This window comes from Pseudomonas sp. MT92 (assembly GCF_058792515.1).
This window is the reverse complement of record NZ_JBXAFA010000016.1, coordinates 1-26,974: the sequence shown is the minus strand read 5'-3', so window position 1 is coordinate 26,974 and position 26,974 is coordinate 1. Positions and strand designations below refer to the sequence as shown.

Genomic DNA, 26,974 nt, shown 5'->3' with positions numbered 1-26,974 from the left:
GAGAATGAATGCCAACATCAGATCCGGGGCCAATACCGACCAGTTCGCAATGGTCAAACAAGTGTTCATGGAGCCCGGTGAGCGACTGCAGGATGCGCTCTCGGCTGCGCTTGCGCATAAAGGTGAAGTCGTAGACTTTCAACTTACGCCTAAGGCTGGGTACGCGGCAGTGAAGACGGCAGGGGGGCAGGTCGAAGCGTTCGTGTTGCCTTACGCTGTCGATTTCCATCAGCCGGCGCCCAGAGCCATTCAATTTGGCATCCAGAGCGAGCGCGACAATCCACGCTTGGCCTTTGCACCGCAAACGCTGATCGAGCAACTGTCGCCGGCGCTGGACGGCGGTGCCTCGGCTTGGCGTCAGCGGTGCTGGGCGAATTTTGTGGGGCATCAGGCCGCACTGAGCGTGATGAAGCCTGGGGATGTGGTGATGCTGGCTCGCGAGATCGCCGGCAACCATGGGCCGTTGCGCCCCGATTATTACGCCGTGCGCGCGTCCGATCGCGGATTTACGGTGATTGAAGCGCTCCGCACGGGGAAATCTTCGTTGGTCCATAACCTGGCGGCAGACGCCGTCAATGTAAATCTGGATCCTGATCCGATGCTGCGTTTGAGTCAGCACCCAAGCATCGTCAAGTTCGGGTTGCAGCGGGTCGCGCACAACGATGAACAAGAGCACTACCTGCTGGTCGGTAGAACCGCTTCCGGTCTACCGGTGCCGCTGGCTAAAGCCACAGGCGTGGAGGAGCGCGACTACATGCTGCAGCGCGTTTGGGAAATCTCCAAGCTGCGACAGGAATCCCTCCGCAGTCTCAATGACTCTCCGGTGTTTTCCTACATGGCCAAGCAGAACTTGATTGACGCAGTGGTCGAGCAAGCCAAAGGCGAGGAGCCGGTACTCTTGCAAGATCTGCAGATCGAAATTGTGCCACTGGCGCCGGAATACATCCCAGAGGGTCCGGCCCTCTAAGTACGGCCTTGATTGTGCCCTCCCGGTCCGCCTGGAGGGTTTTTCCCCGCAAGTCTTAGTCCCATCGTCACCACGTACTACACTAAATGGGCCCAGCGTCGAGGATGCCGCACATCGTTGCAGGCGTCCCGCTCCAAGGAGCCCCGCCCATGAATACGCGCGACGAAACCCCCAATCCCGCTCCGGTAGAGCTGAACGGCCCGCAAATTATCAACCTGCACCTGCCGGAAGCGGTGGAGGCGCTGAACGCTTACCGTCAGGCGCAGCACCTGGTGGCAGGCATTAGTGAAGAAACTAACCCGCCCGATCTGGCGGCGAAGATTCTCGCTGTGTATGCCGAAGCGGCACACGAGTTGGCGGGTCATGTGAGCGCAGCGGTATGCGCTCAGCGCGGCGAAACGCACCTACCGCACCTCGCCCATGAGAAATCCTGACGAATTTCTGCGCGTCTACGCGGACCAATTAGAGCGCGAGCACGGGCGTTGCCTGCACGGACGGGCGGCGCTGCTTGATTGGCTGAATCAACTGATTGACCGCCTGGCGCTCCTGCAGGTGCCCGGCCACGCCGCGATGGACATGATCAGTAGTGAGTACCTGCGCTGGCAGTGCGAGGCCCTGGGGCTGGATCCGGACGACGGTGCATAGGGGACGGCTGTTGGGTGCCGGTGCTTAAGAGATTTCGTTACCGTGTAAATAGAAAGGCCCGCGCAAGGCGGGCCTTTGTCGGCGTGCATCCGTGACTACGAGTAGCCCTCCGCCTTTCCCATTGCACGGGGTGGTGATATTGCGGAACCGATGTAAATTCAAGCGCTAAACAGGGTACGAGTCAACCGACTAATCGAGAGCACCCCGGCGCACCTGTCTGCTACTTGATTCAATAGGCACATGTGCCTATTATGGTGCTCATTGAGTATGAATGCCTCGGCCTAACCATTCGTTGGGCCGAGGCAGTACCAGATAGCTGGTTTTCGAGCCTCGCGAAAAGGATATTGACCCGTGCATCTAACGTTCCCCACTACATCCGCCGCCGACAAGGAACCGCTGCCGCTCACCAAGGACCAGCAGGCCGATATCCGTGCGACCGCGAAGAAGATCCAGCAGCACCTGCAAATGATCCCGTTTTTTTTCGATAACGAAGGCCTGTCACGGGAGATGGCCAGTAGTGTGCTGAATCTGGCCGAGAGCGACCTGGCCGCTTTGGGCAAGCTGATGGGTGTGGCCACCGAGTCGGCAGAGCGCATCGAGCAGCGCCATGGCGATATCCGTCGCGCTAACCTGCGCGTGCACGAGCTGGAGCGCCTGCTGGGCCAGGCGCAGCCCATTGAGGCTATCCAGCCGGTGCTGCGCACTCTGTGCGAGCAGCTTAATGGTTGGTGGGATCTGGAGGGCTTCGGCCATATCAGTGAGATTGCCTTTGGCGAGTACAACGTCAAAGTCAGCTTTTCCTGTCAGTTCATTGGCTGCAAGCCGCACCTGGTAGCGCCCGAAGGGGCCACGCACAAGGAACGGAAGGCGCTGTGGCTGGCCAGCCTTCAGGCTCGTGGCTTCGTGCTGCTGGACGATGACGGCGACAAGGGCGTGAAGGATTGCCCCGAGAGCCGCGACGCTATGCGCGCACTGTTCGCCCAGCGCTTGGGCAATGCTTGGATCAGCCAGTTTGTCAGCCGCGAGAGCCGCGCTAATGGTTCCCAGCTGGTGTCGGTCGAGGTCATCATCCGCGACTTGGCGTTGATTCGTGCGCTGCCGGTGCCACCTGCCGACGCAGAGGAAATTGACCAATGACTGCCAACCACGAAGACGGAAGTTTAGGATTGGTAGCCGGTTTGGCCCTCGCGGCAAGTGCTACCGCTGGCTTGCTTGGGTATCAGACCGTTGCGGCCGTTTTGGGTGTGATTGGCATCGCTTTCGCGGTTGCCCTTGGGTTGTCCAAGCGCGCTAAGAACAGGGCCCAGTCGAAGAACTGATCAAATTAGCCAGCTTTGCGGCAAGTGCCGCGAGTTGAGGGAAACTCAGCATGAAAAGCGAAAATGATCGCTGCGCACCCTGGCCCTTGATTGGGCCTTTGGCGGTGCCAGGACGCGGCTTTTCGCGTGCGTGAGATTAAGGACACTCAGAATGACCCGATTAGAAACCACCATCATCGAGCAGGCCCGTCACGAACTTTGTAACTTACGCAATGCGTTGTTGATGCCCGAGGGCGAGGAACGTGTCTCGGCAATCTCGGCTTCTTTCTGGATGCTTAATGGTTTGACAATGTTGGCCAGCCTCGCAGATAGCGGGCTGTGCGAGAACGCAATAGCCGTGCTGAATGCTATCGACTCCGAGGCCGGTCAGGCGACCGCCGCTGCAAGCCTTGTTGGAATGATCAAGAAAGATATGCGTAGTTAAAAGGATTATCCAGCAAGGGCAATCTGATCCACCAGCTTGATCAACTTGATCGGATCTTCCAGCTGATTTGTTTGGGTGGACTGCAGTGTTATTTCTTGGCTGCGAAGTAATTCACGCAGCCGCATCAACTTAGAGCGTAGGGTGGCCTGTTCCATCCCTACTGGTACGAAACTATGGGAGAGCCAGGTGACGGCCGCCGCGGTGTCGGGCAGCAGCATATCGATGTCTGGTTGACCGGCAGATGGCCATTTCCATTGGTACAGTCCGAGCCCGCTGGCGAGCAGCGCCTCGCGGGTGGCGATTGAGTCACCCATCTTGATTTGCACCGCAACGAGCAACTGAGCAAGCAAAGCTCTTTCGAGTGGAAGAGCTTTGATTCTTTGAATCAGCGGGCCCGTGTTCTGGTCGGCTGTGTTCAGCGTTTCGAGATTCCCATACAGCGCCAGGTAATTTGTGAGGCAACCCAATTCCGGCGCGTCTTTGCCGGCGTGCTCGATCGCGAAGTCGACCAATGCGTAGCCGCTTTCTGGAGCACCTTCGGCGAGAAATGTCAGTGCAACCGTCCACAGCGCTTCCGGTCCGGATCGGGCGAGTGTTTTCTGGGCAAGCGCGAGGCTGTTTGTCGGTCTGGACAGACTTGTCACAAATTCTCGTTGTGCGAGTTCACGCGATTTACGGCCGAGCATTTGCAAGGCGTTGTTGGCCACCCAGGCGGGCTCAGTGATGGGCTTCCAGGTTCGCAAAATGTGTGGGTCAGGGCTCAGCCGGCACGGCCGCCACGCCTCATCAGAGAAATACCTCCCCACCATGAGCGCGCGAGGTTGCTCGCCTCTCGCAGGTGGGTGAGGGATGACGATGTACGACGGGCTCCAATGCGGAGAGTAAGCTGCCGTCATCGCCCGGGTGCCGGTTGTGTTGCTGCGCCTGCATCCCGATCGTTGTTGGCATGCGTCGCGGCCGTCTGTGTGAGGCTGCTAATTGTGTCGACCAGGCTGGGCAGCAGGGTGGAGTTAGAGCCCGCAGATGCCCGAAGGATCGATGAAAGGTCCAGCTTGCTGAGCGTTGAGAGGAAAGCACCTGAATTTTGGGTGGTCGTGAACGTGTCCGCCGCTTTTTTTGCGAACTCAATGGCCTGCATTGCAGGTGCAAGACCAGGTACGGCCATTCCCACCAGTTTTGGGCCAAACTCAACGAGGGCTCTGCCGGCAAGATCGTTGATGATGTCGGCCTTTCCCAGCAATTTGCCCAGCTCCAAAGGGCTTGTCCCCATGCCTGTGCCTTTTGAAAGGGTGCCGGTGCCGGGAATGAAGTTTTCCCCGCGAGCTAGGGCTTGTCCGAGCATGGGCATCGCTCGACTGGCCAGCGCGCTTTCAGCCAGGCCGAACACCTCCTTGGCGGCAAGGTGGCGCAAAACCTGTGGGCCGAGGAGTCGAATGCCCTGGCCGGCGATCAGAGGGAGTAGTGGCAGCATTTAATACCCCTTCGTCACCGGTTGTAATTGGTAGCCCGAGGCGCTCTGTTGCGATGCGGCGTTTCGGTTCGGGCACACAGGCATACCGCCGCTGGCGGTGGGCTGTGTCTTGTAGACCCTGTTCATTTGTGCGTTTGGATTGAAACTGGGCGAGGTGTAGGTCGTTTTGACGGGCGCCAGGATGTTGGACGGCGTGCTGCCGCCGACGCTTGAACTGAATGAATCGAAAAGACCGGAAACGTTCCAGTCAGCAGCAATAGCCGGCTTCGCGAAAAGCAAGGCCAGCACGAAAAAACAGGATCTGTTCATTGTCTCTCCATTCAGCAAATGTTTTGTTACCGAGATTATAATGGTAAAATTACCGCAGTTCCTAATTGAGGTTCAAGGATGTCTTCAAGTCTAGTAGAAGGCCTACCTCACGGCATGTCCTGGCGCACACCCGGGCTGAAGATGCTCAGACCCGATCAGCTGGTGCCTGGCCGCTTCCAGCCGCGATCGCATTTCAACCAGAAGGCGTTACTGGAGCTGGCACAGAGCTTTTTGGAAAACGATCTTGGGATCATCGAACCCATCGTCGTTCGACCCAAGGCCGGGGACGTTGAGCTTTATGAAATTGTCGCCGGTGAGCGCCGGTGGCGTGCGGGATCGCTGGTCAAATTAGAGCTGCTGCCGTGCCTGGTGCGTAACTTCACGGACCTTCAGGCATTGCAAGCCGGGCTTGTTGAAAACGATCAGCGTGAGGATCTCAACAGTTTGGAGCGGGCCCGTGGGTATCAAATGGCGATCGATGAGTTCGAGCTGACCCATGATGCGCTGGGCCAGATGCTGGGGGCCAGCCGAGTGGTGATTACCAACCACCTGCGCCTTTTCTCGTTGCCTCTCGCAGTTCAAGAGCTGCTCGAAGACGGCCAGCTCAGCGAATCGAAGGTCCGCTGCCTGTACGGGCTCAACGCAGCGGCTGCAGTGCGCATTGCGCGTGTGGCAGCTGAACAGCGTCTGGGGTACAGGCAGATTGAATTGCTGGCTCGCGCAGAAAAGAAACCTGCCAAGCCAACCGCTACGCCGGCTCGTGACGACCCTGATGAGCGGCGATGGCTCGACGTTATGTCGCAACGGCTGGGACATGAAACGACGCTGGAAAAGGCAACCAAGGGGAAGGGCGGTTATTTGAGGATCAGGTACACCACGATGGACGACCTGAGCTCAATAACCAAAAAACTGCTGAAGGGTCATGATTGAAGAGGCGTCGAGATGAACAGTTTGGTGGCGTTGGGGTCGTCCTCATATTCAATGCCCGGCGGTGGAGGGCGTTTCGGTTTGCTCGACTTTGTCGCGAAGGCGCCAGTTACCAATAAGGGGTGGAGCGTTGTCCATTTGGACATAGCTAATTTCAGCCTCCTCAACAAGTTACTCGGGCACGAGAGCGGCGACAAAATCCTTGGTGTCATTGGTGCTGCCCTTTGTGAGGACGGTCGACATCATTGGTTTCATGTCGCCGGCGACGCTTGGGTGGGGGTTTCTGAACGACGTGATCCTTACCTGGTGGAGCAGCAGATCAACCAACTGCGTAAAACGGTACGCGCGCGGGTGATGGAGGCGATCAGTAAGCCTATTCGAATCGATGCTGCTGTTGGCCTGGCCTCATGTCCTGATCTTTCACATGCCGTTGCCCGTGCCGAAGGTGCCTGTCGGAAGGCGAAGTCTTCGGGCCGCGGGTTGATTGCCGTGGACTCTGTAAAGGACGACTGGGAATCCACCGACTTGATCGATCGGTTTATCCTCGGTGGTGATCTTGAAACCATCGTTGAACTCTATCGTCAACGCATCCAGTACCTGGATGGGAAGCACCATTTCGAAATCCTGTCCCGTATCGGCGGTGAGTCCGTCGGAACCGCGATGGTGATGATCGAGCAGCTGGGACTGGTTCAGGAATACGACCTGATGCTGCTCCGCATGGCGTTGAAAGCCATTCCAGAAGATGCTCCGGTTCACACCGTCAACTTCTCAAGCCTTACAGCGTGTGATTCGGGAGCAATGCTTGAGGCGATCTCCATATTGAGAGGTCGGAGCAACATTGCAATTGAGATCACTGAAACGGCAGAGATTCAAAACCTTGCCCTGGTAAAGCAGACAGTCGACATGCTGGCCTCTGCCGGCGTGGCTGTGTACCTGGACGATTTTGGTGAAGGCGCCGCTTCCCTCGGCATGATTGATCTGCCATGGAAAGCGGTGAAGTTGAGCCGGAGCATCTGTGGTGAAGATGCCCCGCGGGATGTGCTGGAGGCGGTGATCAAGCTAGCCAAAAATCGTGGCATGGTGGTTATCGCGGAGTGCATTGAAACGAAAAAGCATCTGGACTATCTCGCGTCCTGCGGTGTCGATGCATTCCAAGGCTATTACATCCATAGGCCCGAGGCCTTTAAGTTCGCGTGATTCTGGCAAACCATTTGTATCGGAGAGTACTTCGCTAGATCCAGCGCTGACGCTGTCTGAGTGCTCTACTCATGCAAATAGTTTTGCTGTTTCGCCAGGTAAAAGAAAAGGCCACGGAGTCTGATCAAGATCCGTGGCCTTTTCTTTTACCTGGTGGCTGTGTCAGCCGGTTCTTTCTTTGGTGCCAACAGGATCTGTTCGGGATCAACTATAGGTTTTGTTGATGTAGCCGATCGCTTGACCGTTCTCATCCAATTTAAGCCGAGCGCCGCACTCGTCCTCCCGACAGTGGAAGTAGCCCCACTGGTCAAGGGTCAGATCATCCCCCGTCGGCACATTAGCACCGCAATAAGGGCATCCATGAGGGTGGGCTACGGTTTGGAAGCTTGACCGCCAGGTCTCCCAGCCCACCATCACATAGGCTTTCAGCTGGATTTGCTTGTCGAACGACACAACACTGGCAGCCTCCAGCGCTGACAGATACACCTCCAGTTCGCCCAAAGCTTCACTGAATGGGCCAGGCGCCTGTGCCTTCAGAACCGCATTCAGCATTTCGTGCAACTCCTCGCCCACTGCTCGTGGCAGCTCTTGCAGCAGTTGGAATACCTGCGTCACGCTCAGGAGCTGCGAACACTCTCTGTTTGGGTTGTTCATATACGGTTCCAGGAGCTGCGAACCCTCTCTGTTTATCGTGTTCTTCATATACGGTTCCTTGTTTTCGCGGACGTGAAATTGGCGTCTTTTCTCTTTGCAACTAGTCGACTTAAGGTTGCCGCATGGTGCTCAGTGACGGGCGCCACCTTCCAAACCAGCCGCGGCTTTAAGTCTGAAAATCTCCCGCAGTGCCGGCGCAATCCCATTCGACATGTGTAGGTCTTCACCAGTGATGCCCAGGGACTCATTGATGTATGCCATGGCAAGGGCGTACTCCGCGTACAGCCGGCGGTAATTTGGCTCTTCCGTTGCCGGTGTAACCGCACCACTACGGGGCTGATCCGGGCGTGGTGTCGGTTTGATTTCGGCGCCGATGGCCACGAGTTGCTCAATCAGGAAGTCCAGGGATTGAACGCCGATCAGTTTTGCCCGACGGCCGTTCAGATGAATGTACAGGGCCCCATCACTGACCTCGATCTGATCATCAGTGCCGACGGCTTCAGGGTAAGCGCAGGGCGCATCAATTGGGTAAAACCTGGTGTTAGGTGTCATGAGTACGGTCCTTGTTGGGGTGTATGCGGGTCGAAATACGAAGTCGCGCAGGAGCTTGCGGCGGCCAAAAGCCAGCAGTTTCACAAGCATGGTATGCTCATAAATCAATTCGTGCTATAATTTAATATGACATACACAAAAGAATACATCAACAAGGAGAGAGCATCGTGAGCGACCTACGCCAAGATTACCCCTGGCTGGATGGTTTTTCTGACGAGCAGGTCAAGGCCGCCACGCATGCCAGTCGACATGGCTTAGTTTCGGCTGCGCCTGGTTCAGGGAAAACGAAAATGGTAATCGGATATTGCGGTTACCTGCTGTCGAACAAGGTGAAGCCCGATGAGGTATTAGGGCTTGCCTTCAACGTGGACGCGATCAAAGAGGTCAACGCCCGGCTCGCCTCACTGCCGTTGCCGAATGCCAGCAAATTGAAGTTCCGCACAATCCATTCCTTTTGCAAAGAAGTGCTGCAGGTCGCGGAGGAGGAGGGGCTGCTGCCTGTTCGTCAATTGCTCGGCGAGCCTGAGGCAGCCACGCTTGCCCGCCGCGCCCTGGCAGGTCCATCTGGCAACAGTGGCGTTTACGACGTCGATGAGTTGAAAGTCGGACTGCTGCGCCAAGGCTTGACGATGGTGAAGGCGGGTCTGGTACGGCTGGAACAGATCGATAATCACGAAGATTTGCTCGCCTATGCCGAAGATGATGAAGAAGTGGCCATGGCCATTCTGGAACATGAGCGCATTCGTCAGGAGGAGGGGCTCAGGACCTTCGACGACCTGATTTTTGACCTGGCTTGCTTGTTCCGTGACTCACCAGCTGCCGCAAAATGGGCTGGCAACGAATTTGAGCACATCATCGTCGACGAATACCAGGACGTCGACGATGCTCAGCAGGAAGTGATTATTGCCCTGTTGGGCACGCGCGGAAACCTGATGGTCGTGGGTGACGAGGACCAGTGCATCTACGGCTGGCGTGGTGCGAACCTGTCCTACATGATGAGCGGGCTCGAAGAGCGATTGGGCAAGGAAAATGTCACCCGCTACCAGCTAAGTGAGACCTTCCGCTATGGTCATGAAGTAGCGGTGGCGGCCAATAGCCTGATTCGTAACAACGAGGACCGCCCGCAAAAGCTCTGCATCTCCAACACCGGCACCCCAAGGACCTCCGTGCAGATGCGGATGGCGTCGACTAAGACTGGCGATCGCTACTGGCCCCACGCAATCATGCAGGACCTCAAGGAGTGGAAGGATTCCGGCCGCAAAATGCGAGAGGCAGCCGTGCTGGTTCGCACCTATGAGCTGGCAGCACCGCTGGAAATGCATCTGATCCGTGAGGGCGTACCCTATCTGCTCGAAGGGCGCGGCATCATGGGGATGCCTGAGGTCAAGGCGATCAATGCGTACGCCGTAATGAGCGATGCAGAGTTGTTCCGTGATTGTGGGTTCGAAGGGCGGCAGGAGATGCTTGCTTCTGTCCTGAGCTCGCCGGGTATCTTTCTGACGCGTCCACTTATCAAAAAATTGTCAGGTAGCCTGGCAAAACTGGAGCTCGGCGATATTCCGAAAATGATTCGGTCGTTGACTGAGAACGACGGCATCAAGCCAGGGCAATTGAACGGACTGCGTCGTCGCGCCGATGTGCTTGAGCGTTTGACCGCGGCTGGCCCCGACATGTCTGAACTGGCCAGCATCATCTGGAAGCAGTTGGACTGGCGATCGGACGTTCAGCGGCGCATTGCAAATCCGTTGAAGCAGGCCGATCGCCTGAACGTTATCAACCTGATGTCCCGAGAGGTGTCCCGCTACGAAACCGCGGGAGGCATGCTGGATGCTTTCTCCGAGCGAATGGACCAACAGGATCAGCCGGAGGTTATGCGCGACCCGCTCCTGATCACCTCCGTACACAAGTCAAAGGGCCTGGAATTTCCGCTGGTGATCGTCCCGGGTATGATTGAAGGGCAATTCCCCCACTTCATGCCGGACCGTCCCGTCGATATGGAGTCCGAGCGGCGTTTAGCCTATGTCGCGTACACCCGGGTAAAAGAAAAACTGATTCTGGTTGCGCCGAATGATCTCGCGCTGGCAAATCGTTGGAAAATTCCGGTCAACCCAAAAGAATCCCGCACGCCTGAGGAGGCGGCCGGCATCACCAGCCGTTTCCTGACGGAGATGGATCCTGCAGCGATACGTGCGGCGAGAACCTGGTTCTACGGGGAGGGCAATCATCCGATGGTGGACTCCCTGGGTGATTATGTCGTGAAGGTTGGAGCCATAGGCGCCTCAACCCAGTCCCTGCCGCCGCTGACCGCGGATCTGACCGTTGCCGAACTGGTGGAAATAGCGGCAGAACCTGAACCCGCACCCGAATACGAATTTCAGTTTTGATAGCTTGAGGATCCCCCATTGAGTACCCCAGAAGAAACCCAGGCGCGAACCGGAGCTACGGTGCTTACTGAACTGTTCCGACGGCACGCCAAGATTGAAACTGCTCAAGAGCAACTGTCTGGGGTCACGGGCCGCCGGCACAGTTTGGCCAGCAGTCTCGCGTCGGCGGTGCAGCAGCTGACTGTGCTTCAAACGGAGATCGCTCGCCTGGAGTCGGAAGACGCCACGCTTTCTGCAGAGCAGGCGAAGCTTGAGGCCTGGTTGAGCGCGAACGCTCCTAGCGACGGTGTGTCGCTCGATGATCAGGTCCTTGAGGTGGTTGAGTCGCTGGTGCCGGCGGATGCGGCTCCCCACGTCGAAAAGACGCCAGGCCGCGGTCGATTTGACGCGATCGAATCTGAACTCCAGCGTTCAGGGTGGGCAGACGACGGCATGGGACTGATTGTGCGAAATTTTTCGGCGGTCGAGAGCAGTCCTCCTGCAGGCTACGTCTACGTGCAGTTCAAGGCCAATGAGTCTGGACCAATTCTGACCGAGGCCGGCGAGCAAACACTGGTTGTCGGGGTTGCGATGGCCACCGACGGCAACGACCACGAATTGCGCACCGATCTGCGCCGCAAGGTGCTGGATGACTTGAGTGGTTCGGTTGCCGAGATCGTGTCCAAACTCAACGCCAAAGCCGACGAGTTGATTCAGGCGGCTCTCGTTGCCGAGAGCAGAGCGGTGCGTGATCTGCGTAGCCCGTCAGACGATCTTCGCGACGTTTTTGAAGAGGCGAACTGCGATAGTGACTTTGTAGCGCCGGCCGTATTCCCTTCGGGCACGGATGCGCATGAAGTCGTAACGGGGCACCTTGACGACATGCCCGGTTTTGATGACTCAGGCGTTGTGGCAAATGAGATTGATGAGGTGCAGGGTTTTGGTGGTCCCGAACTCATCCCTGAAGCCGTTTACGAAGAAATTCCTGGCTTTGCTGACGATCTTGATCCACTACCGGCGCCGGTCGTCCAAGAGCCTGCATCGGCCGAATATCACTTCGGTTTTTAGACTCAAGCTTCTTGGTGTTGTTTGCTTTGGTGATTTCAATAGTATAAAGTCTTCATCGTGTATTTTGTATTTGTTGTAAGGCATATAGCGTTCCCCTTCCGTTACCTGTGCCTGCCCAGCAACCACGAATTACACCCTTGAGCCTGCCCTTCGGCGGGCATTTTTTTAACCAAGGGGTGACCGATGAGAGTTTCCTGGGGTCTCGATGCCGCGCAATTGAAAGCGCAAAAACAGGTAGAGGTTTGCCTCGACACAAGCCAGGCCATTAACGGGCACGCGCTGCTGGTCGGGATGAGTGGAGTCGGTAAAACCTTCCAACTGCGCAAGATGATCCGGCAGATGACCGACTCTGCCGCCGCGGCCAATGAACCACTGCCGCGCTTCCACGTTTTCGATGTGCACGGGGACATTGATATCCCGGATGCTTCCATGGTGCTCTTTAGTGAGCAGACCCAGTGGGGGATGAATCCCCTTCGCATAAATCCGGACCCGCATTACGGTGGCGTGCGAAAGCGTGTCCAGGGTTTCGTCTCGACCATCAACCGTGTGATGCGTGCTTTGGGACCTAAGCAAGAAGCGGCGCTGCGCAATATTTTGCAGGACGTATACGCCAAACACGGTTTCAACCAGAACGAGCCGTCCACCTGGTTGATTGACGAGACCGTTGGCCAGCTGATGTCGGAAGGCGGAGATAACCGTTTTTACATCGATGTTCCGATCGACGAAAAAGACGATGCCAAGGCATTGGGTGCTCGCTGGGACGGCAACCTGAAAAGCTGGTTTATTCCATCAGGCGAATACCAGGGCGCGATCACACGCTGGTCTCCCAAAATGACGGCAAGATCACATCCGTCGATCAGCGATGTGTTGCGCATGGCTCGTAACGTCCTGCAGCAGCTGTTCCTCGGCACGGGGATGAAGGCTATTACCAATCTTGAGCTTGCCAACAAGGCGGCCGCGGCGTACCAGCGCAAGCTGCTGGAGGCGTTGCGCCGGGGTGAGAAGGCTTTCGAAGATGAGAAGCTTCAGGCCGATCTGGAGAAAGCCAAAGCCAAAGCGGTAGAAACGTTCGCTGAATATGCCAACTCGATCGTCACGGGGCGCGAGCTCGAAAGCATCATGAAGTACGACAGCACCGAGGTGCTGAAGTCTGTCGTCGATCGCCTGGAAAATCTCGACGGCATTGGTATCTTCAAAGCCACACCTCCGCCATTCGATCCACATGCCAGGGTCTGGCGTTACAACATCAAGCCGCTCTCGATGGAAGAGAGGAAGCTGTTCGTGTTGTTCCGGTTGGAGGAACTGTTTCTCCTGGCTGTCCAGCGCGGCGAGCAGAAGAACATCCTGGATGTGCTGATGCTCGACGAGGCGCACATCTATGCCGATGACGATCCGGACAACATCATGAACACCATCGCCAAAGAGGCGAGGAAGTTTGGCATTGCGATGATTTGCGCCAGTCAGTCCCCCACTCACTTCCCCGACGATTTTATCGCCTCCGTGGCCACCAAGGTTGTGCTGGGTATCGACGAAATGTACTGGCGAAGCTCGGCGACCAAGATGCGATTGACAGAGGACGCACTCAAGTGGATTCGTCCGAAAAGGTCGATGCTTGTTCAGCTGAAAACCCATGGCGAAACTCGCAATGACTGGAAGTGGGTGGTGATCCCGCCGGACACTGTTGGCTCGTAAACGATCACTCAGCATCTCCTGCATCTAAACGATAATTTTCGAGAGAGTTCTGATGAACGAATACACCCTATTTCCATTTTTGCGTACCAATGAGCTATCCGGGTCAATTAAAAAATATGCTTTAGCAGTCGACCAATATATAAACGTTGATTATTTTGAAAATCTGCTGGAGGCGTTCGAATCGGGTTTGTTAGAACGAGGATTCAGGTTTTGCCATAAGGGCGTTGACGATGATCAATATAAAGTCCATCTCACGTCCGCGATGAGAGCTGAACTGGGTGAACTTGTCTTGATTGCTCGGTGGCGATACATGTCACCTAATAAACCACTTTCAGAAATCCGTGAGCGGATTGCTCAAGACAGGGATGACGGTGATGCACTGGCGTGGGCGGACGGGTTTATTGCAGCGCTCGAACATAAGGGGCTTTATGTGGCTCATTCAGATAATCTGCCGCCCTTTGAACAACCGTCAGTCGAACTCCCGGAAGCCCGGCAGGAGGAGTCAACCGGTAAAAATGGGGTGGATTGGTCCAGCTGGAAGGTATGGGGCGTGATATCGATCGTCTCGTTGGTCATCGGCGGGTTTATCGCCGCAGCACCCACCATTATCGACAACTTTCAGCGTCGTCATGAGCTTACCCTCGATAATTGGCGCGCTGATCCATATCTAACCCTTGAGGCGCTCCCCAAGATAGAGGCGTCTAATCAAGGCGCTGTTCGTTATTCAAGTTCTACAGACTACTGGTGTACTGGGGATGAGGTGTTTTGCTCAGCCACTTATACTGGCAATCTTAAAGAGACGTTAAGGGATATGATTTCAGCAATCCCGAAAAGTGACGCGAAGCAATTCAAAGTGCGGCTGGCGATTGTTCCAGTAGAGAGCTACGAAGATAGTAACTAGACGTTCCTGCCGTAAGATTCTCCAATGGCTGCTACGCAGCCATTGGCTTTCCGATTATTGAGCCTAATTAGTTGCTGTATAATTTGAAGCGCTACTCAGTGCTTTGGATACCAGGTCGGCAGAACTTCCTGATTGGGAACGACCATCGTTGAAAAGGATGTGCGGAGTACCCTGGAGCTGGGTCTGGCGGCCGAAGTCCTGGTAGCGTTCAAGCACAGTCTCGCCACACTCCTGCCTTTCCAGCTTCTTGCCTGTCATTGCCTCGTCCAGCAGCAATTTTCTGTCGCCGGCGGAGCACCAGACATTGCTCATGGTGTTCCAGGCTGATCCCTGCCGGCCGCTGCGAACATACGGCAGATACCTCACTTCAATCCCTGCCTTGTTCAAGTCGGGGATCTCTTTGTGAAGCTTGCGGCAGTAAGCACAATCCACGTCAGTCATGACGTAGATGAAAGCCTTGGCTGGCTGGCTGGGCGAGTAGGCAACGTAGTCGTCTTTCTTGATGTTCTTCAGCAAGGACTGGTTAGTCGCTTCGAGGGAGGTTTGCGTCAGGTCGACAATGGAATCGCCGGATACACCATAAAGCCGCCCAACCATGATCGTTTTGTCGCCTGGCCGGCTATAGACCAAGTTGCCGCTCTCCAACCGCACTTCGCACAATGACAGCGCGTTGGCTGAGGTGACTGCCTGAATGTGTGCGGGTTGCCCACTGGATTTACCCAAGGCGTCGGCCAGCCACTGAAAATCAGCTGGGGCACCACAGTTCAGGGCGGGAGTTGTGTTGTCGTTTGCCATTGCGCAGTTTGTGATTCCAGCGAAGGCGCCGGCGAGTATCAAAGCGACTTTTTTCGTGGCCATGGAGCTTCCTCGGAAATGGTGGTTTGATTGCATTTTGCAATCACCTGATTGATTTGCTAACGTGTATATGGAAATATAACATTTCAATCGTTTGTGTCGCAATGGTCCGGCAAGGTGCTGGACCGGCTCAGTCAAATCACCGGAGCAAGGTTATGGAATCGAAGAGCGGGTCTGCATATCGGGGTCTGGCAATGACGCTGATTGCGCTGCAGTTGGCCGGGTGCGCTGCCACGGGGCAGCTTTCGTCTGGTATTGGTGGTGTGTTCTCGACAGATGAACCTGCGTATAAAGGTCAGATGAGTGCACAGGATCAGGCTGCAGCCCGCACAGCCCGTTCGATCTTCAGAAGCACCTCGACAGGCGTCATCGGGTATACGCAACCCGAATACCAGCGCCGTCTTGCCCGGTTTCACGCTGCCCGCGATGTGATCAAAGCCGCCGGCAACAGCTACTCCAAGGAGCAGTTTGTCGAGTTCTCGTCCGCCTTGACTGACTTGTTGTCGTATGTGGACCAAATTGAAACTGGCGTCAGTGCCAAGAAGTCTGCAGGAAACCAGCAGCGTATTCAGGCGAGCTATCAAATTCAGCCCGGGCAAACAGTCACCCTCAACTTCAACGGTTACTGCATGAAAGCCGGTCCCGATCGTCCATACGTCGGTGAGGGGATGCAATTGATCGGTGTAAACGATGTTTGGTCGCCGGCCTACGCCGGCGTGTACCGTAAGGTGATGCAGCAAGGCCGGCTGGGAGAGCCGACTCCTACACGGGTCTACCGAGGCGATCAGGCGGACCAGCAAGTTGCGCTCTGGGCCCTGCAGGGCCTGAATGATGGTGAACTGAATCCGAAGGTGGCTAGCTCGATGACGGCGAAGCAGCGTCAGGTGCTTTACAGCGCCGGACTTTCACCGGTTGAGCTCGAAGCCAAAATTCAGTCGGCCAACTACCTGAATGCATCCCAGCCGGCCCTGTCAGGGCTGTTGGGCGGGCAGGGCGTAAACGGTTTGATCAGTGGCGCGGTCAAATCTGCGGGTTTGGGGTCAGGCTTTGGTAATGGTGAGGTCGCGAAAGCTGCGCGCAATCTGCAGCAATTCGTCGATATCCCGAAACTGCTGACGAATCCTCAGGTCCTCAGTGATCCCGCGGCCCTAGCGGCCGGCTTGAGCAACTGGGCTGGTGCACCGTCCGAGCGAACCGTGGTGGAAAACCCGGACTCGCTGGGTCAATACAGTTTGCTTGCACCTGGTGTAGCGGCGCAGACGATATCGAGTGGCCAATTATCGGGGCAGTTCAAAGTGACGAACCATTCGAGCTCGGCATTCAGTCTGCGCCCAGCGGATTACATCGCCAATGCCAGGTCTGACACTCAACCAGTGGGCCTCGCTAACTGGGCGCTGTCCGACACCGCTCCTGCAGCACGAGTCGAACACACGGCCGCAGATGACGCGATCAAAAACGCGCTGAAGGATGACCTTGAAAAATTGGCGTTGGATAAGTCGTTTGCCGCCTTCACTAACCCCAACCCGGCCTTCATGGCATTCGCAAAAAGTGTGTTCAAGTCGAAACTCACTCAGGACCTGGTCACCTCCCTGCCAGTCGTTGGCAACATCGTCAGCATGGGGATGCTGCTAAGCGGCAAAAACCTTGATGGGTCCGACATGAACGGCTACGACTATGCATCAGCTGCAATCGGCATGGTTCCTGTGGTGGGGAATGTGGCCAAGGCTCTCGGCGGAAGCGCGAAAATAGCTGCGCAAGAACTTGCTCATCTGGGCACTCGTTTCCCGGCAGGCACCCTGGATGCAGTAGACCTTGGGCTGAACGTAATTGGCTCGAATACGGCCGACGCTGTGTCAGACAGTGCGCCTGGCTGGTTGGGTCGGGAGTTTGATTCGATCGCCGGAAAAACCATTTCCTATCTGCCACAGACGTCGCAGGCAGTTGCAGCGCGCGGTTCGATTCTGTGAGACCAGGCCCCAAAAAAGGAGGCCTGCTTGCAGGCCTTTTTTTACTCTCCGCCGCTGCAGGGGCTTGGGCAGACGGCGTCGTTCTGATCGATCGAGGAACTGTGCCGACGTCCCAGGTACAGGTTGGCGATCGAGCAGACCTCACAATCAAGCAGTCATTCAAGACTTACCCGGTTTCGGGTAGCTCGTGGCAGGAGGTGATGCAGTCACTGGCCACCTCACCCCTTGATGTCAAAGGCGAAAAAGCCTACGGCATCACCAATGCGACATGGGACTGGCGTTATGAGGTCGTGAGCGACGAAGCCAGTTGCTGGCCATCCCGGTTTTCGCTGACGGTTGAGGTCGTAGTCATTGTTCCGGAATTGGTGGGATCGACCCTGAGGGAAGTGGAAATGAGCCTCTGGCGGCAATACGCCAATGGGGTGGCTACTCATGAGCGCATTCACGCCCAGGACGCACTCGATCTCAGCATGAGGGTAGTCAACAAGGTCGTAGGACTGCCCCCTTTGAACAGCTGCAGCGAGGTGGAAAGCATGATCAAGACCATCTACCAGGACGAAAGAACGTGGTACGAGCAGCGTGCGGCCTTTGTCGATTCCCAGGCCCTTGGGTTTCCGCGAGATTTCCGCTTCATTCGGGACTGACTGTGGAGAGATTTAGCGGTAAACTCACAGCAGCGTATATCCGAAAATAAACTATCAGGTGATCTTAATGCGGCTTATCAAATCAACGTTTGCACTGGTTGCGTTTGTGCTTTCGACGCCGGTGATGGCCTTTGCGGCGCCGCTTGATTGGCAATGGAACGATCCAGGTTCAGCTGGCTTCTATTCGGGGAGTATTGGCCTGAATGCCGGTGCCGGCGCGAGTGCCTTCTCGCGCTACGATGTGGGTTCGACTCCCAACATGACCAATGACACCGTCTCCACGCCGCCTATTCTCTTGATGGCGGGAGGCGTGGATGTGGATTTCTCCATCAGCAACACGGGCGTTGCGATCGCCAAAAAAACGTGTACTCCTCCAGCGGCCCTTGAGGTCTACGCAACCCCTGTCACCGTTTGTGACAGCGGAACCGCAAGCAACATCCAGGGCTTCCATGTGACAGCGACAAACACGCCAACTACCTTTACGCCTCAGCTCTGGATCTATGTTGCTGGCACTGGGTGGAAGCAAGTGGCTGTGAACAATGCATGTGGCCGACTGGAAGTGAAGCAGCTCTGTAAATAAGCCTCGGGGCGTTACTGCGGTGCGCCGAATGCCAGGCGGGCTCATCGCGGCTCAGGGGCTAAGTTAGCAAGTTGCGGTTCCATGATGTGCACCTGGTCTGAGTTGTACGCGATAATTTCCTGAGAGCCGTCCTGGTATTGGACAATAAGTCCGTCGAAGCCTCTTGCTTCAAGTTCCGCTTGAATCTCTCTACCGAATGCCGCGTCTGTAGCCATCGCTGTCTGCAGGAGGCCTTCTGCCGCCTCCTGGGGGAAAAGCCCGCGGACCAGATCGACTGCAGGCGAATCGAGGTCGACATCGTGGTCGAAGCTTGCTCGATAGTAGTAGGGGGAGCGAAGGGTGACCTGTGCTGTCAGTACGACCCCTTCTTCGCCGGCGTACTGCTGTGCGGCAAAATAATCAGCCAGGTATATCCCTGGACCAAACGTCCCCCGCATTGAGGGCTTCAGCACGCTGAGGTGCTGTTTCGTGCCGTGGAAAGCCTTGAGGACGACGGAGCCAGGCGATTTACGGTGGCGCTTCCTCATGGCTCAAAACCGCCAGGTGCATACCCGTAATCCTCATTCTCGCAAGGCAGGTTCACAAGGTCCGCGGTGGATAACGGGGCAACTGGGAAAATACCCCAATCCATTGCGTGCGCAATCTCGTTGTGGGGAATGAGTGGGCTCACTACCGCATGACCCGAGACGCCGAGGATGCCATCGATCCGGATACCGTCCTCAGTCACAATGATTGTGGAATGGATGAGCGGCTCCCCATACGCACATTCGAGATCATCAACGGACATGTCGACCTTTGTTGTGCGCGAGTCGGGGCTGGTGATCATGTCCCGCAGTACGGAAATTTCGTGCAATAAAACGCTGGTCAACGGCACCACTGACGCGACGGTCTCAGGCGCAGACTCTGGCGGCAGTTTGGTTTTGAACGGAACGTAAAGTTGAACCGGTTTTAGATCTGAGCGGTGGTTCAAAGTGATGCCCTCGCCGGAGTTGTCCATTGCTGCTCCTTCAATATAAAAGCCGCGCGCCGGTGACTCGTCCCAGCTCACCTCATCAATGGTGATGCCCTGATGCTGCTCGTGGGTCATTCGCCGGGTGAGCAAGCGGTGTAGGTCGATGCTGCGCTCTGCTTTTAGGGCAGCCTCTTGCGGTGACGTCGCCCATATGCCCGAGGTGGCCACGCGAGCCGTGGTGTAAAGGTTGACGCGATACTCCCTCAGTTCCTGAGGCGTTTCCTGCAGAAGCGCTCGCTCATAACCGGCGCGCAGCGGTGTGGTCACCACGGCGTGGCCGTCCATTTCCTCGAAGCGAATAATTTCGCCGGTGTCGCCCATGTGACCGGCGACCAGGTTGTCGACCACGATGGTGACAACTCCGCTGCGGAACTCGATCGCGCGCGCCTGAGCGACATTGAGCGCTGTTGTGAGATTGCTGAAGCTGTCCGCGCGGGGATCGTTGAGTGCGGTCCCTGGGGTGGCGCTCAACCAGCATTTGACTGAAAAGGTCATGGTGTTCTCTCGCGAGATTGCAATAGTAAATCGATTCGAATTATAGGGTGAAATTCGAACGCAAGTCTCGCGCGGGCTTGTATTTCTGATAATCGTTCGAAATAATCGAGTATTGATTTATTTTGCAATTGCTTCAGAATAAATTTATCAGTTCATATTTGTTTTCTCACACAGGGCGTTTTTATGACCAAATCGGATATTGTCGACGTCGTTGCAGCCTCGACGAAACTTTCCAAAGCAGATGCTGGACGCGCTCTCGCGTCCGTTCTGGAGTCGATCGCGGAAGCGTTGAAGCGCGGCGAAAGCGTGTCGATCATCGGCTTCGGGACTTTTTCCGTGAAGCACCGCGCCGCGCGCGTCGGGCGCAATCCGCAAAATGGCCAGGCCATGGATATTCAGGCGAGCCGCAACCCGAGCTTCAAGCCTGGGAAAAGCCTGCAGGAAGCTGTGAATGCGTAGTTGACTGTGTCGGTGGTTTCAGCCCCTCTTTTTCGGAGGGGTTTTTTTTGGGTGTGGGGGGGCGAAAGCGAGGCGAGGAATTGCGAAGAGTAAATTGACATTGCCAGTAATTGTTTGGCGTGAAATCGCATAGTTATGCAGGGCTAGCTTGACCAGCTCCGCACGGAGCCCTTGTCGACGTGAATGAAGCCACGTTTTGCGTAGAGGCCCACGCCGCCCAGTCCGAGCATTTTCCCCATGTTGGCCAGCAACACTGGGGATACCCCAGGCATGTAGATGTCGGAAGCACGCCCATACAGGTGCATCGAATTTTTAGCCGCGCCTTCCAGGGTGGAGTTGTGGTGCGGAGTCCGATATCCGGAAAGAACGTGGATATCGTGTTTCTGGCCATAGGTGGCCAACCACATCTGCATGATGAAGAGGGTGTCGAGTAATCCAGTGTCCATATTGACCGCGGCGCTGTACTTCACATCGCGCAAAAGCCAGCACGCCTGGCGATAGCCCTCGACATTCCAGCCCCCTCGTTGCGTCCAATAACAAAGTGTGGCTTTTTCCTTGCTGTCCGGGCGGATCAGGCTCAGGTTGCGGTCACGATTCAGCGCCAGGGCGCGCCAGTCAGGACTCGCTGCGCTCCCGATCGTTGGGAAAGCCAGTGCTGCTGACGCGCCCAATGAGAGCTGGATAAAGTTTCTTCGAGTCAGCATGGCTGGCCTCCAGTGCTTGGGCTCAAGGTGTGATTTGTGGTTCCGAAGATTTTTCAGTAATCGCCCAGTAAGCCAGCTCCAGGGCGGATATCTGCGCCCGGGTTTCTCGGTAGATTTCTTTGGGGTCGACACTCAATCGAGAGGCTAAGCCGCTCACAAAAGGCGCGTCCGTAGGTTTGATACCGATGCCGTCGATGTTCATCTGGCGATACTGACTGGCAGCCGAGAATGCGGGCTGGATGACGCCCTGGAGCATTCCCAGTTCCGGTCTGGCAGCGATCCAGTCGATAGAGGCTAAACCCAGGTGGTATAGCGTGGCGCTGAGCGACTCAAAGGTCTGTGTTTTCAGTTGCTCTATCGGGCAGGCGTGGGGTGGGTTACCCGCGGTCGCTCCTGCAGCAGGCGTCATCGTCTGCTGCAGCTTCTGCAGGCATGTTTTGTACGTCCTGATGCTGGACTGGAGTGCGTCATGAATGTCGGGGTGCTTTTTCATAAACCGCACACGAGTCGATGGTTAAAGTTGAGAAACAGCCTGCTCGCAAGGCTAATGACTTGCTAGAGCAATTACAATAGAATAAATCTACACGTCTCTTATTTGAGTGTTGGCTATGCGAAAGCCTGTCGACGACCCCTATGGTTTCGAATTGCCTGTGCCGGCGCCAAGGGTGGTCGTCACCCAAAAAAAGCAACGGACAGGCAGCTTTCATCTGTTTGTCGACCTGGTGCCGACTTCGGCGTGGTTCTCGAATCTAAGGGCAGAGCTGTCACCTGGTGAATGGAAATCCTGCGCTGCCTTCGTTGCAAAGCGAGCCGGCTACTGCTGCGAGATTTGTGAGGGCCGCGGTCCGAAATGGCCGGTTGAATGCCATGAGCGCTGGGCATTTGATGAAGCTACGGGGGTACAAAAACTGGTGGCGCTCGAAGCCTTATGCCCTGATTGTCATGAGGCCACGCATATCGGGCTGGCTCAAGCCCGAGGGCACTATGAGCGTGCTGCGAGCCATTTAATGCGGGTAAACGGGTGGTCTGCGGAAGAGGTAAAAAGTCATCTGCGAGAAGCGGTGACTGTGTTCAAGAGGCGAAGCGATCGCCCGTGGCAGCTGGATGCGAGCCTCCTTATCCAGCTTCCCATTCGGTTGAGCGAAAAAAGCAGGGCGCTGATCGAGCGACACGCCAGTGCCGCAAAAATACTTCCCGGGACGTCAACCAGGGATCAACTTATTGAGCAAACACTTGGCCGATGAGCGCCAAAGGGGAGTCATGGATGTTCGTTCCGAATAAATACGCACCTGCAGAGCGGATTGTGCTTTTGGTGGTCGGGGTATCTCTTGCCTGGTGGGGGCTTGGTGGCTACGTGACTGGCGAGCTGTACCTTCCGGGGCGTAAAGACGGAATCTATCTGCGCGACGGGTTGAGCCTTATTCTCGGGGTTGTCGGAATGCTCTCCGGCGCGATCGCCTGTTTCGCCGGCATCGTCGATCATTATGATGAGAGAGACAACGAGCAGAAGTACTCAGTATTTTTCAAGCGCTGCAAGTTCGCAGCCATTGTCTGCCTTACATCAGCTGTTGCTCTGCAGTTACGCTCCTAGTTATTAAGTAGTATCAATAGTAAAACATTAGAAATTATCGCTAGTTGGGCTATAATTTTGCGGTCTATCAAGAGGAATTCTGGATGCGACCTTACCAAAAGCCGGTCAAAAGTGCGTCAGAGCAGCTTAGCGAGTTGTTTTCAAGACCTAACGCCTTCCTGATCGAAGCGTACCCTCATCAAGCGTTAATGCGGCTGCCTTTTTTTCAGCGTATTGAAGTCATGCGCCGACAGTTAACAACCCCTAGACCGAGCTCACGCAAACACCCGACGAAATTGGCAGACGCCGCTGGTCATCAGAGTCAAGTCAAAGCTCGGATCAACGCTGCAGCCAGCGATCGGATCCTGAACGAGCTGAACCCGCTGAGTTTGGGCGTTGAGCTCCTTGAAGAGGCGCTGGAAGAGGTTGTTGAGTCTAACGACGCTGCTTTGTCGGATGATGGCGAGCTGATCGGCAGTGACCTGCTTGCCGCGATGGCAGTGTCGGAGATCGGCGCCGCCGGGGAGATCATGGCTCACGTTCTGGACGACGCCATTTACTCCGGTGGATCACATATCAACCCGTGGTAGGGGAATCCCTGAATGACTGGTGTTTCCCCTTACAAAATTTCAGATTACCCAGTGGCCGAAATCCCATTTCCCGTGGGTGCTGATCGCCTTGTCGGTGTTTCGCTCACGCGAAAACGCAACCTTGGCCTGGTGCTTGGAAGTGGTGGAGTTGAGACATTGCAGCTCGTGCTGCAGGCGTTACACCTTGCGCTGGCGATCGAGGTCGAAAGAGTTTTGTGGTGCTCAGGATTAAATGCTGAAGGCAGGTCGCAGGTTGAGCCTACGTGGGACCTGCTCGCCGCAGATTTTCCGGATAGGGTCAGTCGGTATGACGATTCGGTTGCTGGCTACCCTTGCCTTGACGAGCGTCATTTCAAAAGCGGGACAGTCCTTTTGATGGATGAGGGCTTTATCGCAGCCGGTGGTGGGTTGGTTGAAGTGCCCGAGGACGTGGTTTCCATCCGCCTGATTTCGGCCGGGACGCCGTACGTGGGTTCTGCCTCACACAAAGCGGTGTCGTTCGTGCTGAGTCCGTGGCCAGGTCAGCACGGCTTGGTCACACGTTACGTGCTCACCCTGCCTAACCGGACCTCCCACTTTGTGGATTTTGAACGATGGCAAGGCTGGTTGGCCACAGCAGTCCGCAAGTGCCGAGAGCATCGCTCTTCGTCCATACGCTACGTCCAGGAGCGCTGGGGCGCCCAGACTGCACTAGGGCTCGGTGAGCCACCGATCCCGCTGGCTACTGATGCTTCCTGGGCAAGTTTGTGCAAATGGGCGCGAAAGGGTGGGACTGGAGGCGTTGGGGAATGATGGGGCGGGCTGACTGCTCAGCCTGCCCCAGAGCTTTCAATGTCTGAAACCTGGCTCCCACTCTGGAATATGGGCGCGCGCCTGCTCCGTCCCTGCTGATGCATCAATAAGAGCGTCTCGCTCCGATCTCCACTCCTGCTCCTCGCGTTGAGCGTCAATTTCCTTCCTGGAAAAATCGGCTTCAGCCCATCCCTCATCCCAAGCCTTCAGCAGGTAGGGAATTTCCTTCAGTAGAAGCGGTGCTTTGGGAGGATCACCCTGGTTCCAGCGCTCAGGCGACGTAAACCCGCTGGAGAAAGCACTCTGGGCCGCAGATTCAAGATGTTCTACGTCATCGGTAAAGGGGAAGCGTTCGTGAAGGCCGCGCGCTGACAGTGCGTGCTGGAATGATTCTTCACCAGCGCTGAACGCCCTCTTCAGATCTGAGAGGGTCGGGGAATCGGCGCGGTAGGTAACTACCAGGTCAGAAGCAGAACCCAGCTCAACATCGATCGCAGCAAGCCCTTCCTCCAACGCCATGGCCAGGTCACCGCATTGGATTTGGTTGGTCATCTTATGCATGGACTGAACCCTCGGTAATTCGCCTTTCAATCGCGGGCAGTGATTCGCCCGCCAGTGACAAATGGCGGACAAGAATCGAAGAGGCTGCCGCGAGGCAGCTGGAGTCGCCAGCGTTACGCGCCTCAATGGCCAGGCGGGTTGAGAGGGCGATCCTGTCAATCAACCTGGTGATTCCATTGATGAGTCGATCGCGCTGCGAGGGCGCGAGCTTCGGACAGCTGCCGACTTTTGCAATGACGGCCGTACCGTCCCTCAGCGCGGTTTCCGCCTTGATGAACAGGTCATCCTGAAGAATTTCCATAATGGGCCTTCATAAGAGGTTTGTGTTTATCGGTACAATTTCGATAATACAACCCATTTAGCTGTCGAGCAAATCGCTGCTGGCGAGTGACTTTTTGTAAAGTCAATGTTATTCTTTCAGCACTGCAATCGCGTTTGACTGCAAATTCTTACAGGTGCTCCGCCATGCTGAAGCTGACCAGCGTCCTAGTCCTCTCGGCCCTTTCCCTTGCAGCACAAGCAGCGGATCTGCTCACTGCATCGGCGGCGCCGCCGGCAATGTCTATTGGGTACGTCTCAGAAGGAGCCGCGTGCCCTGGCCCCGGGGCAACCGGCTTTGCCACCTCCGGTCTGCTACTTTCTTGCCAATCCGGTGTGTGGGCAAAAGGATTCAAACCGTTCCCAAAAACCCAAGTTCTGCAGTTCAGCGAGTACCAGGGTGCTGATGTCGTCAGATATTGTCCAGCCGGCTTTATGGCTGTGAGTTCAATTGCCGTGAGCTTACCAACGGGGCAAGTATTGTGCACAACTCAGATCGGTAACGACGATGTAGCGCAACTGGGGTGGTCATACAAACCGGGAGGATGCACCTCTGGCCCACCTGATAATGGTTGGTGGCTACATACCTTGACGTGTTCAAAATTTTATTGATGGTATTGCCAATCCGGTATGTGGCGCAAAGTGAGTTTGAGTCTGCAAGGTAAAGAAATTCAAAGCGGCCCAGTCGGACTTGTAATGACGTATGAAGGCAAAGAACCAAGCGGTTTGGACAGGTACTGCAGGCGCTACTCTCAAACAGTCGACTCGACTGCACTTCTAACAATCAATCTTCAACAGGCTGCTTTCGGAAATGGGAGCAGTTATTCCTATATCGATACGATGGTATACGTCGGCAACCGATTGTCGGGTGTAAATTTTGCGACTGTAGAAAATTTCACACAGAACTTCGGCGTCTCTGCAGCTATAACTGAAACGCTGCCAGTTGGCACTACTGATTTTGCGTTGTGCGTACGAGGAAGCAATATTTCAGGCGCGACCACCAACTATTCGGTTGGGCTAGTTCAATAGTTCACTTGATGCAAACGGCGAATGCCATAAAGCATGAGTTGGCTGATTTTGCGCCCGCAATTACTCCCCAGCCATTTCCAGATGGCGCACTATAGTCTGGAGCATTAGACGAGTACTCATTAAACGGGCCCCACCACGCCAACTGGTAGCCACCACCAGTCACTTGGTAGCCTGTCGGGCATGTTGCAGTAACGAAGGCTCCGTTATATACCGGTATCTGAGTTCCACATGACGCAGCCGGCGAAGATACAGTAAGCATCGAGGTAGCCCACTGTTTTTGCCACATACCGGATTGGCAAGCTAGTCAATACATGTAACCCATAAATCCATTGTTGCGCCATAGCCTTTGTAATAGGCCTGAAAGAAATAGCGGCCTTGTGCGTCGGGTGGCAAATTGGACCTAAAAACATACCCGTGGGGCCGCTCACCGCCTAGTCCAGAGATTGAACAGAATTTATAATAACCAAGATCAATTGACCCCTCGCCACCTGCAATGTTCACCACCTGACGTTCTTCAAATTTAAAACCTCCGAATTGCTGGGCCCACACACCGGATTGGCAATACGCTCAGAACTTTGCACATGTCAGTTGATGATACCAAGCGATATCATGCGCGGGTAACAAGCATGAGTCACCGTACATTACCGCACCAGATGAACCCGTCATAGGATCGCCAAATGTATAGCTTGGACAATTCACAACCCCGCTCGGGCTGCTTATTGCAATTGACGACATCGCGAACGTGCCAGCCGGACAGTATTCCTTCGCTAGTAATCCCGGGGTCTCGTTCCAGACAAATGTCAGTATTTGAGGCGAAGTTTTGAACTGCTTTGCCCACACACCGGATTGGCAAGGTGGTTATTGCTTCTTCGAACATATCGCGAAGGCCCTTGCGGGAGGATCCGGGAA

At 55.7% G+C, this 26,974-nt stretch carries 31 protein-coding genes; 19 read left to right on the top strand and 12 right to left on the bottom strand.

Annotated features, from left to right (window positions below; genetic code table 11):
* Positions 1–4: 4 nt before the first annotated feature.
* From AC1Q6D_RS26270 to AC1Q6D_RS26250, 5 genes are all read left to right on the top strand, one after another.
* Positions 5–967, top strand: a complete 963-nt coding sequence (locus AC1Q6D_RS26270) for a hypothetical protein (RefSeq protein WP_102594972.1) — start codon at positions 5–7, stop codon at positions 965–967.
* A 149-nt stretch (positions 968–1,116) separates the two neighbouring features.
* Positions 1,117–1,401: a hypothetical protein gene (locus tag AC1Q6D_RS26265; protein WP_102594973.1), complete on the top strand. Its 285-nt coding sequence runs from the start codon at positions 1,117–1,119 to the stop codon at positions 1,399–1,401.
* Positions 1,388–1,612 carry a hypothetical protein gene (locus AC1Q6D_RS26260; RefSeq protein WP_102594974.1) on the top strand — a complete coding sequence of 75 codons (225 nt, stop codon included), beginning with the start codon at positions 1,388–1,390 and terminating at the stop codon, positions 1,610–1,612. Before AC1Q6D_RS26265 ends, AC1Q6D_RS26260 begins: the two co-directional genes overlap by 14 nt.
* 351 nt (positions 1,613–1,963) lie before the next feature.
* Complete coding sequence (locus AC1Q6D_RS26255) at positions 1,964–2,749, top strand: hypothetical protein (RefSeq protein WP_102594975.1); 786 nt, start codon at positions 1,964–1,966, stop codon at positions 2,747–2,749.
* A gap of 333 nt (positions 2,750–3,082) precedes the next feature.
* Positions 3,083–3,355, top strand: a complete 273-nt coding sequence (locus tag AC1Q6D_RS26250; RefSeq protein WP_102594977.1) for a hypothetical protein — start codon at positions 3,083–3,085, stop codon at positions 3,353–3,355.
* Between the two features lie 5 nt (positions 3,356–3,360).
* Here the strand turns inward: AC1Q6D_RS26250 and AC1Q6D_RS26245 are convergent, their stop codons facing one another.
* The 3 genes from AC1Q6D_RS26245 to AC1Q6D_RS26235 form a co-directional block, all read right to left on the bottom strand.
* Complete coding sequence (locus AC1Q6D_RS26245; RefSeq protein ID WP_102594978.1) at positions 3,361–4,062, bottom strand: hypothetical protein; 702 nt, start codon at positions 4,060–4,062, stop codon at positions 3,361–3,363.
* 185 nt (positions 4,063–4,247) lie between these two features.
* Positions 4,248–4,826, bottom strand: a complete 579-nt coding sequence (locus tag AC1Q6D_RS26240; RefSeq protein ID WP_102594979.1) for a hypothetical protein — start codon at positions 4,824–4,826, stop codon at positions 4,248–4,250.
* Positions 4,827–5,135 carry a hypothetical protein gene (locus AC1Q6D_RS26235; RefSeq protein WP_102594980.1) on the bottom strand — a complete coding sequence of 103 codons (309 nt, stop codon included), beginning with the start codon at positions 5,133–5,135 and terminating at the stop codon, positions 4,827–4,829.
* 114 nt (positions 5,136–5,249) lie between these two features.
* Between AC1Q6D_RS26235 and AC1Q6D_RS26230 the strand changes: the two genes are divergently transcribed.
* Together AC1Q6D_RS26230 and AC1Q6D_RS26225 are read left to right on the top strand one after the other, a co-directional pair.
* Positions 5,250–6,065 (top strand): ParB/RepB/Spo0J family partition protein, encoded by an 816-nt coding sequence (locus tag AC1Q6D_RS26230; RefSeq protein ID WP_158243834.1) that lies wholly within the window; start codon positions 5,250–5,252, stop codon positions 6,063–6,065.
* Positions 6,066–6,077: 12 nt separating this feature from the next.
* Entirely contained in the window at positions 6,078–7,259 is a 1,182-nt protein-coding gene (locus AC1Q6D_RS26225; protein WP_102594982.1) for an EAL domain-containing protein, read from the top strand.
* Between the two features lie 204 nt (positions 7,260–7,463).
* Here AC1Q6D_RS26225 and AC1Q6D_RS26220 read toward each other — a convergent pair whose 3' ends face one another.
* Entirely contained in the window at positions 7,464–7,961 is a 498-nt protein-coding gene (locus tag AC1Q6D_RS26220; RefSeq protein WP_102594983.1) for a hypothetical protein, read from the bottom strand.
* Between the two features lie 81 nt (positions 7,962–8,042).
* A complete protein-coding gene (locus AC1Q6D_RS26215) occupies positions 8,043–8,555 on the bottom strand; it encodes a hypothetical protein (protein WP_102594984.1) in 513 nt (170 codons plus the stop codon).
* A gap of 77 nt (positions 8,556–8,632) precedes the next feature.
* Between AC1Q6D_RS26215 and AC1Q6D_RS26210 the strand changes: the two genes are divergently transcribed.
* The 4 genes from AC1Q6D_RS26210 to AC1Q6D_RS26195 all read left to right on the top strand — a co-directional run bounded on the left by AC1Q6D_RS26210 (position 8,633) and on the right by AC1Q6D_RS26195 (position 14,489).
* Positions 8,633–10,849: an ATP-dependent helicase gene (locus AC1Q6D_RS26210; protein ID WP_102594985.1), complete on the top strand. Its 2,217-nt coding sequence runs from the start codon at positions 8,633–8,635 to the stop codon at positions 10,847–10,849.
* An 18-nt stretch (positions 10,850–10,867) separates the two neighbouring features.
* Entirely contained in the window at positions 10,868–11,896 is a 1,029-nt protein-coding gene (locus AC1Q6D_RS26205) for a hypothetical protein (protein WP_146012961.1), read from the top strand.
* 183 nt (positions 11,897–12,079) lie between these two features.
* Positions 12,080–13,588, top strand: coding sequence for a DUF5710 domain-containing protein (locus AC1Q6D_RS26200; RefSeq protein WP_102594987.1), 1,509 nt, complete (start codon positions 12,080–12,082; stop codon positions 13,586–13,588).
* Positions 13,589–13,640: 52 nt separating this feature from the next.
* A complete protein-coding gene (locus AC1Q6D_RS26195; protein ID WP_102594988.1) occupies positions 13,641–14,489 on the top strand; it encodes a hypothetical protein in 849 nt (282 codons plus the stop codon).
* A 63-nt stretch (positions 14,490–14,552) separates the two neighbouring features.
* On the opposite strand, the gene AC1Q6D_RS26190 is transcribed toward AC1Q6D_RS26195, so the two are convergent.
* Positions 14,553–15,347 (bottom strand): thioredoxin fold domain-containing protein, encoded by a 795-nt coding sequence (locus AC1Q6D_RS26190; RefSeq protein WP_158243835.1) that lies wholly within the window; start codon positions 15,345–15,347, stop codon positions 14,553–14,555.
* 191 nt (positions 15,348–15,538) lie between these two features.
* On the opposite strand from AC1Q6D_RS26190, the gene AC1Q6D_RS26185 reads away from it, so the two are divergent.
* The 3 genes from AC1Q6D_RS26185 (at position 15,539) to AC1Q6D_RS26175 (ending at position 18,535) form a co-directional block, all read left to right on the top strand.
* A complete protein-coding gene (locus AC1Q6D_RS26185; RefSeq protein WP_102594990.1) occupies positions 15,539–17,311 on the top strand; it encodes a hypothetical protein in 1,773 nt (590 codons plus the stop codon).
* The gene (locus tag AC1Q6D_RS26180; RefSeq protein ID WP_309474353.1) at positions 17,308–17,955 is read left to right on the top strand and encodes a DUF922 domain-containing protein; all 648 of its coding nucleotides are present in this window, start codon (positions 17,308–17,310) and stop codon (positions 17,953–17,955) included. Before AC1Q6D_RS26185 ends, AC1Q6D_RS26180 begins: the two co-directional genes overlap by 4 nt.
* A gap of 67 nt (positions 17,956–18,022) precedes the next feature.
* Positions 18,023–18,535: a hypothetical protein gene (locus tag AC1Q6D_RS26175; RefSeq protein WP_102594992.1), complete on the top strand. Its 513-nt coding sequence runs from the start codon at positions 18,023–18,025 to the stop codon at positions 18,533–18,535.
* A 41-nt stretch (positions 18,536–18,576) separates the two neighbouring features.
* Here the strand turns inward: AC1Q6D_RS26175 and AC1Q6D_RS26170 are convergent, their stop codons facing one another.
* Positions 18,577–19,062 (bottom strand): ADP-ribosyltransferase-containing protein, encoded by a 486-nt coding sequence (locus AC1Q6D_RS26170; RefSeq protein ID WP_102594993.1) that lies wholly within the window; start codon positions 19,060–19,062, stop codon positions 18,577–18,579.
* A complete protein-coding gene (locus tag AC1Q6D_RS26165; RefSeq protein ID WP_102594994.1) occupies positions 19,059–20,042 on the bottom strand; it encodes a hypothetical protein in 984 nt (327 codons plus the stop codon). The genes AC1Q6D_RS26170 and AC1Q6D_RS26165 overlap by 4 nt, the downstream gene beginning before the upstream one ends.
* Positions 20,043–20,225: 183 nt before the next feature.
* Here AC1Q6D_RS26165 and AC1Q6D_RS26160 point away from each other — a divergent pair, with 183 nt between their 5' ends.
* Complete coding sequence (locus AC1Q6D_RS26160; RefSeq protein ID WP_054078408.1) at positions 20,226–20,501, top strand: HU family DNA-binding protein; 276 nt, start codon at positions 20,226–20,228, stop codon at positions 20,499–20,501.
* A gap of 143 nt (positions 20,502–20,644) precedes the next feature.
* On the opposite strand, the gene AC1Q6D_RS26155 is transcribed toward AC1Q6D_RS26160, so the two are convergent.
* Both AC1Q6D_RS26155 and AC1Q6D_RS26150 read right to left on the bottom strand, forming a co-directional pair.
* Positions 20,645–21,205: a YcbK family protein gene (locus AC1Q6D_RS26155; protein WP_102595879.1), complete on the bottom strand. Its 561-nt coding sequence runs from the start codon at positions 21,203–21,205 to the stop codon at positions 20,645–20,647.
* A gap of 22 nt (positions 21,206–21,227) precedes the next feature.
* Positions 21,228–21,698, bottom strand: coding sequence for a hypothetical protein (locus AC1Q6D_RS26150; RefSeq protein ID WP_102595880.1), 471 nt, complete (start codon positions 21,696–21,698; stop codon positions 21,228–21,230).
* Between the two features lie 115 nt (positions 21,699–21,813).
* Between AC1Q6D_RS26150 and AC1Q6D_RS26145 the strand changes: the two genes are divergently transcribed.
* The 4 genes from AC1Q6D_RS26145 (at position 21,814) to AC1Q6D_RS26130 (ending at position 24,157) form a co-directional block, all read left to right on the top strand.
* Positions 21,814–22,449, top strand: a complete 636-nt coding sequence (locus AC1Q6D_RS26145) for a DNA primase (RefSeq protein ID WP_102595881.1) — start codon at positions 21,814–21,816, stop codon at positions 22,447–22,449.
* Between the two features lie 20 nt (positions 22,450–22,469).
* Positions 22,470–22,796: a hypothetical protein gene (locus AC1Q6D_RS26140; protein WP_146012959.1), complete on the top strand. Its 327-nt coding sequence runs from the start codon at positions 22,470–22,472 to the stop codon at positions 22,794–22,796.
* Between the two features lie 83 nt (positions 22,797–22,879).
* Entirely contained in the window at positions 22,880–23,365 is a 486-nt protein-coding gene (locus AC1Q6D_RS26135; protein WP_102595883.1) for a hypothetical protein, read from the top strand.
* A gap of 12 nt (positions 23,366–23,377) precedes the next feature.
* A complete protein-coding gene (locus AC1Q6D_RS26130; protein ID WP_102595884.1) occupies positions 23,378–24,157 on the top strand; it encodes a hypothetical protein in 780 nt (259 codons plus the stop codon).
* 36 nt (positions 24,158–24,193) lie between these two features.
* Here AC1Q6D_RS26130 and AC1Q6D_RS26125 read toward each other — a convergent pair whose 3' ends face one another.
* A complete protein-coding gene (locus AC1Q6D_RS26125; protein ID WP_146012958.1) occupies positions 24,194–24,718 on the bottom strand; it encodes a hypothetical protein in 525 nt (174 codons plus the stop codon).
* Entirely contained in the window at positions 24,711–25,019 is a 309-nt protein-coding gene (locus AC1Q6D_RS26120) for a hypothetical protein (protein ID WP_102595886.1), read from the bottom strand. The genes AC1Q6D_RS26125 and AC1Q6D_RS26120 overlap by 8 nt, the downstream gene beginning before the upstream one ends.
* Between the last annotated feature and the right edge of the window lie 1,955 nt (positions 25,020–26,974).

Coding starts and splice junctions, on each gene's coding strand:
- AC1Q6D_RS26135 (WP_102595883.1), top strand. CDS start 22,880: ATGCGACCTTACCAAAAGCCGGTCAAAAGTGCGTCAGAGCAGCTTAGC.
- AC1Q6D_RS26270 (WP_102594972.1), top strand. CDS start 5: ATGAATGCCAACATCAGATCCGGGGCCAATACCGACCAGTTCGCAATG.
- AC1Q6D_RS26265 (WP_102594973.1), top strand. CDS start 1,117: ATGAATACGCGCGACGAAACCCCCAATCCCGCTCCGGTAGAGCTGAAC.
- AC1Q6D_RS26190 (WP_158243835.1), bottom strand. CDS start 15,347: ATGGCCACGAAAAAAGTCGCTTTGATACTCGCCGGCGCCTTCGCTGGA.
- AC1Q6D_RS26125 (WP_146012958.1), bottom strand. CDS start 24,718: ATGCATAAGATGACCAACCAAATCCAATGCGGTGACCTGGCCATGGCG.
- AC1Q6D_RS26140 (WP_146012959.1), top strand. CDS start 22,470: ATGTTCGTTCCGAATAAATACGCACCTGCAGAGCGGATTGTGCTTTTG.
- AC1Q6D_RS26240 (WP_102594979.1), bottom strand. CDS start 4,826: ATGCTGCCACTACTCCCTCTGATCGCCGGCCAGGGCATTCGACTCCTC.
- AC1Q6D_RS26260 (WP_102594974.1), top strand. CDS start 1,388: ATGAGAAATCCTGACGAATTTCTGCGCGTCTACGCGGACCAATTAGAG.
- AC1Q6D_RS26195 (WP_102594988.1), top strand. CDS start 13,641: ATGAACGAATACACCCTATTTCCATTTTTGCGTACCAATGAGCTATCC.
- AC1Q6D_RS26145 (WP_102595881.1), top strand. CDS start 21,814: ATGCGAAAGCCTGTCGACGACCCCTATGGTTTCGAATTGCCTGTGCCG.
- AC1Q6D_RS26160 (WP_054078408.1), top strand. CDS start 20,226: ATGACCAAATCGGATATTGTCGACGTCGTTGCAGCCTCGACGAAACTT.
- AC1Q6D_RS26165 (WP_102594994.1), bottom strand. CDS start 20,042: ATGACCTTTTCAGTCAAATGCTGGTTGAGCGCCACCCCAGGGACCGCA.
- AC1Q6D_RS26170 (WP_102594993.1), bottom strand. CDS start 19,062: ATGAGGAAGCGCCACCGTAAATCGCCTGGCTCCGTCGTCCTCAAGGCT.
- AC1Q6D_RS26250 (WP_102594977.1), top strand. CDS start 3,083: ATGACCCGATTAGAAACCACCATCATCGAGCAGGCCCGTCACGAACTT.
- AC1Q6D_RS26225 (WP_102594982.1), top strand. CDS start 6,078: ATGAACAGTTTGGTGGCGTTGGGGTCGTCCTCATATTCAATGCCCGGC.
- AC1Q6D_RS26185 (WP_102594990.1), top strand. CDS start 15,539: ATGACGCTGATTGCGCTGCAGTTGGCCGGGTGCGCTGCCACGGGGCAG.
- AC1Q6D_RS26235 (WP_102594980.1), bottom strand. CDS start 5,135: ATGAACAGATCCTGTTTTTTCGTGCTGGCCTTGCTTTTCGCGAAGCCG.
- AC1Q6D_RS26215 (WP_102594984.1), bottom strand. CDS start 8,555: ATGCTTGTGAAACTGCTGGCTTTTGGCCGCCGCAAGCTCCTGCGCGAC.
- AC1Q6D_RS26155 (WP_102595879.1), bottom strand. CDS start 21,205: ATGCTGACTCGAAGAAACTTTATCCAGCTCTCATTGGGCGCGTCAGCA.
- AC1Q6D_RS26220 (WP_102594983.1), bottom strand. CDS start 7,961: ATGAAGAACACGATAAACAGAGAGGGTTCGCAGCTCCTGGAACCGTAT.
- AC1Q6D_RS26175 (WP_102594992.1), top strand. CDS start 18,023: ATGCGGCTTATCAAATCAACGTTTGCACTGGTTGCGTTTGTGCTTTCG.
- AC1Q6D_RS26200 (WP_102594987.1), top strand. CDS start 12,080: ATGAGAGTTTCCTGGGGTCTCGATGCCGCGCAATTGAAAGCGCAAAAA.
- AC1Q6D_RS26120 (WP_102595886.1), bottom strand. CDS start 25,019: ATGGAAATTCTTCAGGATGACCTGTTCATCAAGGCGGAAACCGCGCTG.
- AC1Q6D_RS26230 (WP_158243834.1), top strand. CDS start 5,250: ATGTCCTGGCGCACACCCGGGCTGAAGATGCTCAGACCCGATCAGCTG.
- AC1Q6D_RS26150 (WP_102595880.1), bottom strand. CDS start 21,698: ATGAAAAAGCACCCCGACATTCATGACGCACTCCAGTCCAGCATCAGG.
- AC1Q6D_RS26130 (WP_102595884.1), top strand. CDS start 23,378: ATGACTGGTGTTTCCCCTTACAAAATTTCAGATTACCCAGTGGCCGAA.